The following is a 12,595-nucleotide window of genomic DNA, read 5'->3' on the forward strand; positions in this document are numbered from 1 at the left end:
CACCTAGACATTCGAAGTCTAGCCCAACGGGCGGGTCGCGTACACACTGCAGATTTTGGTGGAGCTAGGCGGGATCGAACCGCCGACCTCTTGCATGCCATGCAAGCGCTCTCCCAGCTGAGCTATAGCCCCAAACCTGAGTGCAACGATAACGAATTTGACGTCGTCATCTCGCTTAGTGCGGGGCGCATTCTATGCAGCCACCCAAACAAAGTCAACATCTTTTAAGTAACTTTTTATCGACCGCGGTAATTTTAGACAAAGCGAACAAAGCTTGTGCAAGGTGCTGGTATTTGTGGCTTTTTATTGTGCAAAAGCCAAGGGCTTTTTATCCCTTCGGTTTACTTTATGTTCAATCTAAACCTGTTCTGATCGCGATGCGAGCCAGACGGTATAAATATCCTAAGACATTCGCGAATCCTGATGCTGAATAAACCGCTTCTTTCAGTTTAGCGGTTAGTATGTAGTAAACCGACTCGTGGTTAATTTGTCGCAGACCAAAGCCCGAAACTGGCTATTTTACCAAGAACAGGTATTTGCTCAAAAGCAATGGGCTCTGATTGAGTCGCCCCTAAGGCCACATGCAAAGGCATCAGATGCTCCTCGCTGGGGTGGCAATATCGCGCTCCGGGTGCGGCTTCCCAATTTATCAGGTGTTGCGCCCTCTCCTCTTTAGGCATGGACGTATTCAGCACCTGCTTTACCCAGGTTTCAAACTCACGGTTATTTTTAATTGCTTCCTTGTTATCAGCCACTGTAAATGCAGCCATATTATGAAAGGAAAACCCCGATCCTAAAATAAGGACATTATCCTGGTGTGCAATCGTCTTTGCTATTTGCTCACCCAGTTGCAGATGAAGTTCAGGGCTATAATCACGCTGTAGTGAGATTTGCACGCAAGGAACATCGGCCTCTGGGTACATTATGGCTAACGGCACAAAGACACCATGATCCAGCCCCCGCTCAGCTTCTTCTATTACAGGAACACCTAACCCCGTTAACCCAGACAGCAATTTTTTAGCTAACTGAGAAGCCCCCGGTACGGGATAGTTAATATTGTAGGCCTGCTCTGGAAAACCATAATAGTCATACAACAAGTGTGGCTGAGCCTGGGTGTTCACTTTTATCTCCTGGGTATCCCAATGCGCACTGATCACAATAATTGCCGAAGGCTTTGGGATTAAGGATGCAAACTTTTCTAATGTTTCGACCATTTCCTGGTGACCTTCATGGCCAAAAAGAGGTAACGGCCCGGCGCCGTGAGAAATAAACGCACTGTAGTTCATAGGGAAGTCTTCATCTTATTTATAGGGGTTGTGGTTATTGTTATAAAATCCACTGCCCAACACTAGGCGCTGGGCGCACAACTAATGTTCAATAGTGCACCGGCAACCTCTTATTTAGAGATGGATTTGATTAAATAGCCCACGCATTGGCTATAAATACCTCACCTAAAACAAAATGTGTCATTCAAGTGTTGACAGTCCTTTCTCTCTATCTATAATAGCGCCCCACAACAACGCAGCTAATTAAGTTAGTCAGCGATGTTGTTACCAGATGTGGGTTGTTAGCTCAGTTGGGAGAGCATCGCCCTTACAAGGCGAGGGTCACTGGTTCAAGTCCAGTACAACCCACCACTTTAAAAGTGACGCATCTGAAATTCTATATGGGTTGTTAGCTCAGTTGGGAGAGCATCGCCCTTACAAGGCGAGGGTCACTGGTTCAAGTCCAGTACAACCCACCATTTACTAGCTAGTCTAGTTTCATATAGAATTTAAAAGACCCCGGGTTGTTAGCTCAGTTGGGAGAGCATCGCCCTTACAAGGCGAGGGTCACTGGTTCAAGTCCAGTACAACCCACCATCATTTTGATGGAGTTAAGGAGCACGATGCTCGCATCGCACTATTATCCTTAACAAGGCAAGGGGTATTGGTAAGATCCAGTAAAACCAAGCATCATTTTTAAGTGACATATCTGATATTTCTATATGGGTTGTTAGCTCAGTTGGGAGAGCATCGCCCTTACAAGGCGAGGGTCACTGGTTCAAGTCCAGTACAACCCACCATCACTTGATGGAGTTAAGGAAAACGATGCTCGCATCGCATTATTATCCTTAGCAAGGCAAGGTTTATTGGTTTAACTCAATAAAACCCACCATATAGAAATCGCAAAACATTACGTTTTGGGTTGTTAGCTCAGTTGGGAGAGCATCGCCCTTACAAGGCGAGGGTCACTGGTTCAAGTCCAGTACAACCCACCATCATCTTGATGGAGTTAAGGAAAACGATGCTCGCATCGCATTATCATCCTTAGCAAGGCAAGGTTTATTGGTAAGTCCAGTACAAGCAGCCATCTACTAAAACGTAATCCTACTGCGGGTTGTTAGCTCAGTTGGGAGAGCATCGCCCTTACAAGGCGAGGGTCACTGGTTCAAGTCCAGTACAACCCACCATTCTTTGACTCCTTTTTTCTTAAATAGATGCCATGCATCGCACTATTATCCTTAGCAAGGCAAGGTCTATTGGCTTAAGTCCATTACAACTGACTGGTTTTTGAAGTCATTTTGCTTATCTTGACGCTCCTGTACCGAAACAAAACTAGCGGGTTTATTCCCATAGAAAGCAAGCTTATCTAACCCCCCAACCACCACCAAAAACAATACTAAAATCCTAGATTTTGAATCAGCTAAAGCTTAACAATGAGGCAATTTAAGGCTTTATTCTTGATTTACTTGTCAGTCACGAGTCTAGTTTATATAGTCGATGTAAACGATATTGATCTATCCATGGCATGTCTCAGCAAGTATCCAGTTCAGCCCATATTCTAATCATTGAAGAACAGCCTCTAGCACTGAGCTATATGAAGCAGTCTTTAGAGCGGCTGGGCTATCGCTCCTTACATTTTGCCGAGAATGCCATCCTCGCCAAAGAATTATGTAAAGAGCAGTGCTTCGATTTGATCATTTGCGCTTTTAACCTCAGCAAGCATCAGGATGGTTATCAGCTCTATGAAGAGCTCAAGGTCAAAAAACTAATTAAAGGCGCCACCGGTTTTATTTTTATTTCTGCCGAAACCTCTGGGGCCCTGGTACACAGTGTATTGGAGCTACATCCCGACGACTTTTTAGTTAAGCCCTTTAATACCCTTGAGCTACAAAGCCGCATTGAGCGCATCGTCAAACGCAAACATGCCCTTAAAGACGTTTATCAGTTAATCGATGATGAGAATTACTCCAAGGCACTGAAAGTAATCGATGCTAAACTGGTTGCTAATCAGGGTTACGCCGCTGTTTTGTTACGCCTCAAGGGCGAGACCTTACTGCTGCAAAAGCAGTTCGAACTAGCCAAACGCTTTTTCAAGTCAGTGCTGGATATTCAAAAGTTTACCTGGGCGCGTATTGGCATGGTCGAGGCGCTGATCGGCAACAAAGAACATAACCTCGCCCATCGTATGCTAAAAACCATGCTGGAGCGCGATGAAACCCGCTTGGTCGCCTATGATCTGCTTAGCCAGATAGAAATAAAACTCAATCGGTATGAACAAGCCCAGGCTTACCTGAGTGTCGCCACCAGCATGGCCCCGAGAAACTTAGCGCGTCAGAGTAATTTGTCGCAGGTGGCGCAAATCAACCATGATTACGAGCAAAACTACCAAACCTGTCGGGATATCGCCAAGTTTGCCCCCCACTCGATTCACGACAGCCCCGATGTGTATCTTAATGCCGCCCGAGCGGGTATCGACTATGCCCTCACCACAGATCAGAGTGAGCATATAACCCGGGTTACGCGTCAAACCACCAAATACCTGAATGATCTTAAAAAGCAATTTCCCGATGCCCAACAGCAAATTCAAGTGGATGTACTCAATGCTCGGCTTTATTACCTTAAAGATGAGCATCACAAAGCGAAAATGCTGCTCGAGCAACTGGTGATTGATGATAGTCCCATCCGCTCCATCGATGGCGCCCTGGATCAGGCCAAGGCCTATCATGAACTTGGTTTTCAAGCCCAAGCCCAGACTCTCTATAACAAGATTATCGACCACTGTGAGCGCTATCCAGAGCGACGCTCACCACTGCAACTAAAAACCGCTATGCAACAGCAAAGCGAACGTCGCGATCTCACCATGGGTCCTCGTGAGCTTAACAACCACGCAGTGGAGAAGTTTAAACAGGGCAACTACCTGCTGGCACTTGAAGCCTTTAGCCAAGCCTTTCGGGTTATGCCGAAAAACCGCAGCATCGCCTTAAATTTACTGCAGTGCCTGTACGAAGGCAGCGTGCGCCAGGGTACCAGTTTTAACCAACTACTGGCCGATAAATGTTGTGCCCTACTCGATAACAGCAAACTCGATGAAGAAATGAGCGCCCGCTACGAAAAAATTAAGCAAAAATACCTTCACGCCCATCCTGCGGCGCTCTGATCCCCTTTCTGCCAAGGCTCTGAAGGCCAGCGCACACGGCTGGCATTGTGCGTCAAAGCCTGTATATTGATGCTATAAATCAATAACAAACGAACCCAAGATGAATAAACTAACAGCCCTGGCTCTTGGTGTGTCACTGGCTTTGGCCGGTTGCCAAGACGCCCCAGCTCCACAGCAAGAAAAACAACAACAGGCAGCCCCTGTGGCACCAAGCTCACAGCAAATTGCCAAGGTAGTGGATGCCTATACCCAACGCTTTATCGACCATCAAAGCGCGCTGGCGACCTCCCTGAAATTACCGGCCGAGCAATACGGTCCTTATGCCAGTAAATTGCCAGACTATTCGGTAGCGGGCATGCAACGATTGCAACAAGATATGCGCGATGCCGCCAAGCAATTAGGTGCGCTGCAACACCCGGCTCTGGCACAAAAAGATGCCCTACACCTGAAGGTTAACCAGGTGATCGCTAACTACTATGCCGGCGATGCCAACTTTGCCGCGGGGTATATCGATACCTGGGGTGGTCACCTTCCTTATGTGGTCAACCAACTCTCTGGACCTTTAATCGACCTGCCAAACCTGTTGAAAGATCAACATGAAATAGCTTCAGAGCAAGACGCCAAGGATTATTTAGCCCGTCTTAACGCCTTTAGCGACGTGGTTAAGCAAGTGCAAGAAAAGGTCAATGCCGATGCCAAGTTAGGCGTGATTCTGCCTAAGGCCTTGTTCCCCAACACCCTAGGGTATCTGGAAAACTTCACCTCGGTAGCGCCGGGCGAGCACCCCTTAGTGAGCTCAATGAAAGCCAAGTTGGATAAGCTTGAAGACCTGAGCGAACAACAAGTGACAGATTATATACAGCAAGCGGAAGAAATAGTCCGCAGTAAGATTTACCCCGCTTTTGCAAGCGTCTACAACGACCTGCGAAGCCTACAGGAGCAAGCGCCCGAAGAAGTGGGTATCTGGGCTCAACCCAATGGTGAAGCCTTCTACCAACATGAGATCACCTACTTGGGCGACTCAGACCTCAGTGCCGAACAAATCCATCAGCTGGGTTTAGATGAAGTTAAGCGCATCAGCGCCCGTATGGACGAAATTTTAAAGGCGAATGGCTACAGCGAAGGCAGTGTTAACGAGCGCATGCAACAGCTTAACGCCGAGCCGCGCTTTTTATATGAAGACAGCGATGCAGGTCGCGCCGAGCTGCTGGCATTTTTACGCGATGAAATCGTCACCATAAATCAAAAAGCGCCGGACTACTTCTCGACCCTGCCGCCGCAAAAGGTCGAGGTTCGTCGTATCCCAGTGGCCGTGGAAGCGGGCTCGGCGGGCGGTTACTACAATGGCCCGTCACTCGATGGTTCACGCCCTGGGGTCTTCTATATCAATCTTAAAGACATGGCCGCGGTGCCCAGCTTTGGCATGAAAACCCTGACCTACCATGAAGCCGTGCCTGGACATCATTTCCAAATTGCGCTGAATATGTTGCAACAAGACATTGGCTTAATGCGCCAAAACGCCTCTTTCAATGCCTATGTTGAAGGCTGGGCCCTGTATTCCGAGTTGGTCGCCTATGAAATGGGTATGTATGAGAATGATCCCTTTGGCGATCTCGGTCGCTTGCAGGCCGAAGTGTATCGCGCCGCGCGTTTGGTCGTAGATACAGGTTTGCACTATAAGAAATGGACCCGTCAGCAGGCCATAGATTACTTTGCCGCCGCGACCGGCAGCCCCATGAGCGATGTGGTGCCCGCCATTGACCGCTATATTGCCTGGCCGGGCCAAGCCCTGGGTTACAAGCTGGGCATGCTAAAACTGGTTGAGCTTCGCGACCGCGCGAAAAAAGCGCTGGGTGACAAGTTTGATATCAAGGCCTTCCATGATGTTATCTTGCTCTCCGGTGCCCGCCCTATGGCCATCGTCGAGCAGGATGTCGATGCCTGGATAGCCGCACAGAAATAACATCAAGGGCCCTGTCGGGCCCTTAATTTTTACTTATAACTCTAATCTAGTCACCTTTAACTATCGCTACAGCGTTAATGCAATAACGCAGATGTGATGGCGGTGGACCATCGGGAAAAACATGCCCCAAGTGGGCATCACAAACATTACAGATGGCTTCTATGCGCTGCATACCATGACTGCCATCGGCAATATAGGCGATGGCATTGTCGCTTGCCGGCTGGGTGAACGAAGGCCAGCCACTGCCACTATCAAACTTTTCGGCACCATCAAACAGCAAATTATCACAACACACACAATGGTAGCGTCCAGGTTCAAACAAGGCACATGAATCACTGCTAAAAGGGCGTTCTGTGCCTTTTTTACGGGTCACGTAAAACGCCTCTTCACTGAGTTGCTCACGCCATTGCTGCTCGGTTTTTTCCACGCGATAAGGAGGCTCGGGGTTGCCCTTCGCGCTCATCATAAGAATATTTTGCCAGTTCAACATAGTCACTCCACAGTTTGGCTAGTCGGCAAGGCAACTTTGACACACCTGCGCGCCCTTGGTCTAGCTCTTAGTGCCTAAACAGGCTTAACACTAGCGTCCCGGTTCCATGTTAAAACTGACATCAGCGGATATAGGCCTTCCCTAAACGAATAATGGCCTGGATGCGATTATCTTCACGAAGGTCCTTATGATACACAAACCACAGGCTGCTATCGTTATGCGGTTCAATACAATCAAGACGCTTTAAATGCGGACACTGCTTGGCTTTGCTGTCGTCTATGGGGCCAATGCCTAAGCCATTTTCGATGGCAAACTGAATATCGAGCAGGTTATTGCTTTGGTAACAAATATTGTTTTCGTCAATTGCTTCCAGCACCTGCTTAACAAAGGTTAAATTTCTCTTACGCCCACCGGGCATCACCCATTGATGTTGATTGAATTCACTTTCACACTTGGGCGCCTGGTGTACCTGAAAATAGTGCTCGGAATAATAATAAGAGAAATTGAGGTCACTGACCTTCAAGGCAATCAAATCCGCCTGCGTTGGCATGGCACCGGCGCGGATAGACACATGGGCTTTGCCTTCTCCCAGCGGCACTATGTCATCGCTGACATCGACTAAAATTTTCAAATCCCGATACTGCTGTTGCGCTTGCACTAGAATGGGATGCAAAAACGAGGAATATTCGGGTAAGGTAGTGATCTTCAGGGTACCCTTGACCTGATCGGAAGTAGCCAAAAGCTGTGACGGCAACTGGTTGAAACGGCTTTCAATTTCCGGAAAGGTTTCCAGTAAACGCGTGCCCGCTTCGGTTATTTGATAGCCGCGCTGATTGCGAAAAAACAGCTTACACCCCAGGTCTTTCTCTAAGCGGTTAATTTTCCGTAATACGGTGGTGTAGTTAATGGCTTCTAATTCCGCCGCCTTAGCCAAAGAGCCGGTGGCAGCAACGCGATACGCCACTTTGACGTCGTCCCAATTAAACTCTTTCACACTAAAAATTCCAATACTTCCTGAATTCGAAGTTTACCTCTGCCAACACGCCCGCTTGCTATGCATTTTTGCAGAATCATTATGCACATTTAAGCATTAATTTACCTCATGATAAAGGATAGCATCACGCCGATAACAAAATAGCTACAACCAGGTACAAGTGTAACTGGTGTTTATCGGAGGGGATATGAGACCAAGAATTGCAATTATCGGCGGTGGTATTGCCGGTTTGGCTTTCGCTATTTACTACAAAAAACTGGGTGGACGCGTCGACATTTACGAACGTAGCCCGCTTTCAGGACGCGAAGGTTTAGGCTTTATCATGCTCGAAAATGGCGTTAAGGCCATGGCCCAACTTGGTTTAGACAAGCAAGCAGCCGAGGTAGGTTACCCGGTTGAACTATGTCATATCGTCGACGACAACAATAACTTGCTGATCGAAGAAACCTTAGAGGGAAGCTACGGGGTAACCCGCAAGGCATTTTTGGACGTGCTGCTAAACGAAATTCCCTCTGAATGGCTGCATTTCGATCATCAGTTCTCTCATTTTGAATGGCACCAGGACGGCTGCGCTAAGCTAGCCTGTTTTACCAATGGTGAAAAAGTCGAGGCCGATTACTTCCTTGGCTGTGATGGCGGCCGCTCAGCGGTGCGCGCACAAATCTTCCCCGAAGCGAAGCGCTCCGATATCAAGGTTAAAGAGCTGGTTTCCATCGTTAAAAGCCCGGAGCTGGTGCAGCAACTTGAAAATAAGTTTGTTAAGTACAAACACCTAGACGGCGGCTTGGCGGTTGGTATGGTGCCTGCAGACGAGCAAAGCGTGGTCTGGTTTGTACAGTATGACTGCGAACGCTTCGATATTCTTGACGACAGCGAAACAGGTAAACAGCACTTTGCCGAACGCCTGGTTAGCCAATGGCCCGACCCGATTAATGCCCTGATCAAGTTAACCGACTTCTCACAGTCGCATATTTGGAATACCTGTTATCTTATTCCGCTGGAGCGCTTCCACAAGCACAACGTGGTGCTGCTAGGTGATGCGGCCCATGCCCTGCTGCCCTTTACCAGTCAGGGCGTAAACTCTGCTATTGAAGATGCCATAGAACTGGCGAAGATTTTTGAATCAAGCGTCGAGGGCTTCGATGTGACCGCACTGGAGCATTTCTCCGTGATGCGTAAAAGCGTTGTTGCCAACTATCTGACTCAGGGGTTAGCCTTGCAGCAGGAGTTTTTAGCCCCTCATCATCACGAACAGAAAATCCCATTCGCTTTTTAAATTGGAGTTAAATTGATGACTACCTCATTATTTGCACACGATCAGGTGCCCTTGGAGACCTTGCGAACTCGGGCTTACAACTTTCGCTGGGCGGAAACCGATGCCGATATCATTCCCCTGACCGCTGCCGATCCGGACTTCGCGGTGGCCAAAGAAATTCGCCAAGCAATCGCCGATTATGCCCAAAGCGGAGTGTTTTCCTATGGCCCACACCAGGGCTTGTCTGAATTTAAAAACGAATTGGCCAGTGCCTTAGCACTGCGCAAAGACTATCGCCTTGACCCGGAATTGATCTTACCCATCGACAGCGCCGCCAGCGGCATGTACGCGACCGCACGTTTTTGCCTTGAACCCGGTGATGAAGCCATTATTTTCGACCCGGTTGATTTTCTCTTTGAACAGTCGGTGTTAGCGGCCGGCGGCAAGGTGATCCGTTGCCCTTATGATAAAGACACGGGTCGTTTTAAACTTGAGCTATTGCCAGAACTGCTTAGCGATAAAACCCGCCTCATTGGCGTGTGTAACCCGCATAACCCGCTGGGTAAAATTATTCCCTTGGAAGATTTAAAGACCATCGCCGAGTTTGCCAACCAGCACCAGCTGTGGATCATGAACGACGAAATTTGGTCTGATATCATTTATCCGGAAAAACAATTTACCAGTTTCCATCATCTGGCCCCCGAGCTGTGTGAGCGCGTGATCACAGTCTATGGTTTTTCCAAAGCCTTTGGTTTAGCCGGTCTGCGTGTCGGTGCAGTGATCTCTCCTAATGCCGACGTGCATCAAAAGATTGTCGACGCCGCCTATGTGATGACCACCGCGGGCGGGGTTTCAACCATTTCTCAAGTTGCCGCTACCACGGCACTGAAAAGCTGCTGGTATTGGGTGGATGCCTTTATCGAGCACCTTACGGCTCTTCGCGACCACGCGGTAAAAAGATTAAATGCCATCGAAGGCGTTAGTTGTCAGGCACCAGAGGCCACCTATTTGTTGTTTGCCGATATTTCCGCAACCGGCATGGAAGCGGAGGAGCTGGTTGAGCATTTGCGCAACTTTAAGGTCGCTGTGGTCCCCGGCAATGAGCGCTTTTTTGGCCCCGGCGCCAAGGGCCATATCCGCATCTGCTTTGCGACCAGCCTGGAGATTTTAGACCAGGGTCTGGATCGCATTGAGGCAGGAATTAACGCATTAAGGCAGGAAAAATAATGGAATGTGATGCAGATATCGGCTGTGTAATGCCGAACTATGAGACCGACAAGGACCTAGATGCCAAGGCTACTCAGACGGAGCAGACGCACCTTGTCTTTGTCACCGATCCTATTTGTTCTCATTGCTGGGCCTTAGAGCCGGTTTGGCGCCGACTGAAATTAAACTATCAGGTTAACGAGCGCTATATTCATGGTGGCCTGTTGCCGGGCTGGGAGAACTTTGGCGATCCAGGCAATGGCATCGCCAAACCCACGGATGTAATCGGCCACTGGCAGCAGGTGGCTCAGCACTACCAGCAGCCCATTGACCCTTCAATGTGGGCCAAGGATCCGATCAGTAACTCGTATATTCTTTGTCGAGCGGCCATTGCCGTACGCTTACTGGCTCCCAATCTGGAATCGGCCTTTGTGCGCCTGATGCGTGAGCGCATCTTCCTCTATGCCGAAAATATGGCAAAAGATGAAGCACTTGCTGAGCTGGTGACATCCATGGGTCTGGACGGACAAGCATTTGCTACCTTGCTCCATAGTGAGCAGGTACTGACGATCTTTAACACAGAGCAACAGGAAATGATGCAGCTGGGCGCCCGCGGCTTCCCTTCACTGATTTTCAACGGTGACAACGCCTTTAGACTGGCCGGCTCACAGCCGTATCAAAACCTCGAGCGCGCCTTGGTGTTGATGGGTGAAGCGCAACCGAAACGTCGCCATTTAACCGTACAGCAAAAATTAACATCCTACCCAAGCTGGACGTTACGTGAAGCCTGTGAGGTATTGCAGGTAAGCGCCGAGGAAGCGCGCATCGAACTGCACCAGTTCGGCTTTATCGAAAGTCAGATTGCCGGCGGCAGCTTCTGGCACAAACCGGCGCTCTAAGCGCCCCAGATTACGTGCAGGCATTAGGTGAATACTCTCCCTATTCACTTATTGCCTATGCACTTTCCTCTGCCAGCCACTCCACTTTGGTATCGGCAAGTACCGAGCGCATATAGGTATGCAGGCTTTCCTTGGAGCCAACCACACTGAGTCGAACCACCCTATCCTCCGCTATAAACTCCAGACCGTGCTCATAAATCCGTACCGATGAAATAGTCTCTATGGGCAGCGTGTACCAGGGGCCATGGAAGTCAAAAACGCCTGCCAGTGAGCAAAGCTTTAACTGCCTTTGTTCACGCCGAACAAAGCGGCTCACCGGATTGCGAGCGATAAACCAGGGAGTCAGGCGGTAGAGGCAGGAGGTCAAGGCCACGACATAGGACAGCATCAACGTCATGCGCAAAAGCGGCCAAGATGCCGTTAACCAGAGCATGATAACCACCGGCAGCACAGCGCCCAAGGTAAACTTGGCCAGGGTCGTATCTATGGGTCGCGGCGAGATATGGGTGCCAAACACCCTATTCTTCCTTATTTTTCTGGTCTTGTTTCTTACTCTCTAGCTCATCCGGCCAATCGGCAAAAAACACCCGTAAATAGCGGCTACGCATTAAATACAGGATGATCCAGGCGACCGCCACCGCCTGAACGGCAATATAAAAGGAAAATCGATAGTACTGCTGTGAAGCCTGTAAAATAAGCCAGGCTAAATCGAGCACGGCGCATAGCACCAGGGGCCAGCGCATATGCCGCCACAGGGACTTTAATTTGGGGTTGCTACCGGGGCGGCGCAGGGAATAAACCGTGGCCGGCACTATGGCGATAGCCGCTATGGCCAAGGCTACAAAAAAGTCCTGCTTTTGCCGATATACCAGGGCCACTAAATCGAGCTCGGGGCGTCGAGATATGGCCGCAAAGGCCCAAATAAGATAGGGGCGCAGCAATATCATCAGGGCGAGAGTAAAGCCTATCGGGGTGCGATAAGCGCCATGCTTATCCCAATATTCCGGACCATAATGTTTCACAGCTGGGATTTCCTGTCCGCCAGTACCCCTACCAGGATAAAGGCGGCAAATACCATCAGCGGCAAATAGGTGCTGCCGAAAAACATCAGAGCCTTAGCCATAAAGGGGCTCACCCACAGGGTTAATACCCCTAAACCAAAGGCACTGACGAGCACAAATACTAAGGTGCGCAGCAAAAAGTGCTTACCGGCCACCAGCTTCTTAACGGTTTTGATCACATCGCCAGCATACAGTCCGATAATACAGACCACGAACACCAGGGCGATGTCACCGAGATGGGGTGACAACCACTGACCAAAACGAAATAAGCCCGACTCCAGCCAGGCGATAAAATCATTCATGGC

11 protein-coding genes and 7 tRNA genes are annotated in these 12,595 nt (G+C 49.2%); 11 read left to right on the plus strand and 7 right to left on the minus strand.

The features are described 5' to 3' along the window. Nucleotides 1-56: 56 nt before the first annotated feature. Both C2M29_RS14025 and C2M29_RS14030 read right to left on the minus strand, forming a co-directional pair. Nucleotides 57-132: transfer RNA gene (locus C2M29_RS14025), tRNA-Ala, on the minus strand. 350 nt (nucleotides 133-482) lie between these two features. Beyond that, entirely contained in the window at nucleotides 483-1,286 is an 804-nt protein-coding gene (locus C2M29_RS14030) for a DODA-type extradiol aromatic ring-opening family dioxygenase (RefSeq protein WP_105190389.1), read from the minus strand. A 275-nt stretch (nucleotides 1,287-1,561) separates the two neighbouring features. On the opposite strand from C2M29_RS14030, the gene C2M29_RS14035 reads away from it, so the two are divergent. From C2M29_RS14035 to C2M29_RS14070, 8 genes are all read left to right on the plus strand, one after another. Next, nucleotides 1,562-1,637: transfer RNA gene (locus C2M29_RS14035), tRNA-Val, on the plus strand. Between the two features lie 31 nt (nucleotides 1,638-1,668). Further along, a tRNA-Val gene (locus C2M29_RS14040) sits at nucleotides 1,669-1,744 on the plus strand. A gap of 42 nt (nucleotides 1,745-1,786) precedes the next feature. After that, nucleotides 1,787-1,862, plus strand: a tRNA-Val gene (locus C2M29_RS14045). A 127-nt stretch (nucleotides 1,863-1,989) separates the two neighbouring features. Continuing rightward, nucleotides 1,990-2,065, plus strand: a tRNA-Val gene (locus C2M29_RS14050). 119 nt (nucleotides 2,066-2,184) lie between these two features. Next, a tRNA-Val gene (locus tag C2M29_RS14055) sits at nucleotides 2,185-2,260 on the plus strand. Nucleotides 2,261-2,376: 116 nt separating this feature from the next. After that, nucleotides 2,377-2,452: transfer RNA gene (locus tag C2M29_RS14060), tRNA-Val, on the plus strand. Nucleotides 2,453-2,790: 338 nt separating this feature from the next. Continuing rightward, the gene (locus C2M29_RS14065) at nucleotides 2,791-4,422 is read left to right on the plus strand and encodes a response regulator (protein WP_105190390.1); all 1,632 of its coding nucleotides are present in this window, start codon (nucleotides 2,791-2,793) and stop codon (nucleotides 4,420-4,422) included. Nucleotides 4,423-4,522: 100 nt separating this feature from the next. Next, nucleotides 4,523-6,385: a DUF885 domain-containing protein gene (locus C2M29_RS14070; RefSeq protein WP_105190391.1), complete on the plus strand. Its 1,863-nt coding sequence runs from the start codon at nucleotides 4,523-4,525 to the stop codon at nucleotides 6,383-6,385. A gap of 46 nt (nucleotides 6,386-6,431) precedes the next feature. Here C2M29_RS14070 and msrB read toward each other — a convergent pair whose 3' ends face one another. Next, complete coding sequence (gene msrB, locus C2M29_RS14075; RefSeq protein ID WP_105190392.1) at nucleotides 6,432-6,875, minus strand: peptide-methionine (R)-S-oxide reductase MsrB; 444 nt, start codon at nucleotides 6,873-6,875, stop codon at nucleotides 6,432-6,434. 121 nt (nucleotides 6,876-6,996) lie between these two features. After that, nucleotides 6,997-7,869, minus strand: a complete 873-nt coding sequence (locus tag C2M29_RS14080; protein ID WP_105190393.1) for a LysR family transcriptional regulator — start codon at nucleotides 7,867-7,869, stop codon at nucleotides 6,997-6,999. A 187-nt stretch (nucleotides 7,870-8,056) separates the two neighbouring features. On the opposite strand from C2M29_RS14080, the gene C2M29_RS14085 reads away from it, so the two are divergent. The 3 genes from C2M29_RS14085 to C2M29_RS14095 are packed head-to-tail and all read left to right on the plus strand — an operon-like array spanning nucleotide 8,057 to nucleotide 11,229. Then, nucleotides 8,057-9,145: an FAD-dependent oxidoreductase gene (locus C2M29_RS14085; RefSeq protein WP_105190394.1), complete on the plus strand. Its 1,089-nt coding sequence runs from the start codon at nucleotides 8,057-8,059 to the stop codon at nucleotides 9,143-9,145. 15 nt (nucleotides 9,146-9,160) lie between these two features. Continuing rightward, complete coding sequence (locus C2M29_RS14090) at nucleotides 9,161-10,351, plus strand: pyridoxal phosphate-dependent aminotransferase (protein ID WP_105190395.1); 1,191 nt, start codon at nucleotides 9,161-9,163, stop codon at nucleotides 10,349-10,351. Further along, nucleotides 10,351-11,229, plus strand: a complete 879-nt coding sequence (locus C2M29_RS14095; protein ID WP_105190396.1) for a DsbA family protein — start codon at nucleotides 10,351-10,353, stop codon at nucleotides 11,227-11,229. The genes C2M29_RS14090 and C2M29_RS14095 overlap by 1 nt, the downstream gene beginning before the upstream one ends. Before the next feature lie 55 nt (nucleotides 11,230-11,284). Here C2M29_RS14095 and C2M29_RS14100 read toward each other — a convergent pair whose 3' ends face one another. From C2M29_RS14100 to C2M29_RS14110, 3 genes are read right to left on the minus strand one after another with little or no spacing between them, the layout of a single operon-like run. Then, a complete protein-coding gene (locus C2M29_RS14100; protein WP_105190397.1) occupies nucleotides 11,285-11,746 on the minus strand; it encodes a hypothetical protein in 462 nt (153 codons plus the stop codon). 1 nt (nucleotide 11,747) lies between these two features. Next, nucleotides 11,748-12,251, minus strand: coding sequence for a DUF2919 domain-containing protein (locus C2M29_RS14105; protein WP_199774887.1), 504 nt, complete (start codon nucleotides 12,249-12,251; stop codon nucleotides 11,748-11,750). Beyond that, the gene (locus tag C2M29_RS14110; RefSeq protein WP_105190399.1) at nucleotides 12,248-12,592 is read right to left on the minus strand and encodes a DUF3392 family protein; all 345 of its coding nucleotides are present in this window, start codon (nucleotides 12,590-12,592) and stop codon (nucleotides 12,248-12,250) included. Before C2M29_RS14110 ends, C2M29_RS14105 begins: the two co-directional genes overlap by 4 nt. Nucleotides 12,593-12,595: the final 3 nt, after the last annotated feature.

Source organism: Pseudoalteromonas sp. T1lg48 (assembly GCF_002964785.1).
Classification (GTDB): domain Bacteria; phylum Pseudomonadota; class Gammaproteobacteria; order Enterobacterales; family Alteromonadaceae; genus Pseudoalteromonas.

What these genes read in the sequence shown, in the direction of transcription:
- C2M29_RS14090 (WP_105190395.1), top strand. Translation starts at nt 9,161, where the DNA reads ATGACTACCTCATTATTTGCACACGATCAGGTGCCCTTGGAGACCTTG.
- msrB (WP_105190392.1), bottom strand. Translation starts at nt 6,875, where the DNA reads ATGTTGAACTGGCAAAATATTCTTATGATGAGCGCGAAGGGCAACCCC.
- C2M29_RS14085 (WP_105190394.1), top strand. Translation starts at nt 8,057, where the DNA reads ATGAGACCAAGAATTGCAATTATCGGCGGTGGTATTGCCGGTTTGGCT.
- C2M29_RS14030 (WP_105190389.1), bottom strand. Translation starts at nt 1,286, where the DNA reads ATGAACTACAGTGCGTTTATTTCTCACGGCGCCGGGCCGTTACCTCTT.
- C2M29_RS14095 (WP_105190396.1), top strand. Translation starts at nt 10,351, where the DNA reads ATGGAATGTGATGCAGATATCGGCTGTGTAATGCCGAACTATGAGACC.
- C2M29_RS14110 (WP_105190399.1), bottom strand. Translation starts at nt 12,592, where the DNA reads ATGAATGATTTTATCGCCTGGCTGGAGTCGGGCTTATTTCGTTTTGGT.
- C2M29_RS14065 (WP_105190390.1), top strand. Translation starts at nt 2,791, where the DNA reads ATGTCTCAGCAAGTATCCAGTTCAGCCCATATTCTAATCATTGAAGAA.
- C2M29_RS14070 (WP_105190391.1), top strand. Translation starts at nt 4,523, where the DNA reads ATGAATAAACTAACAGCCCTGGCTCTTGGTGTGTCACTGGCTTTGGCC.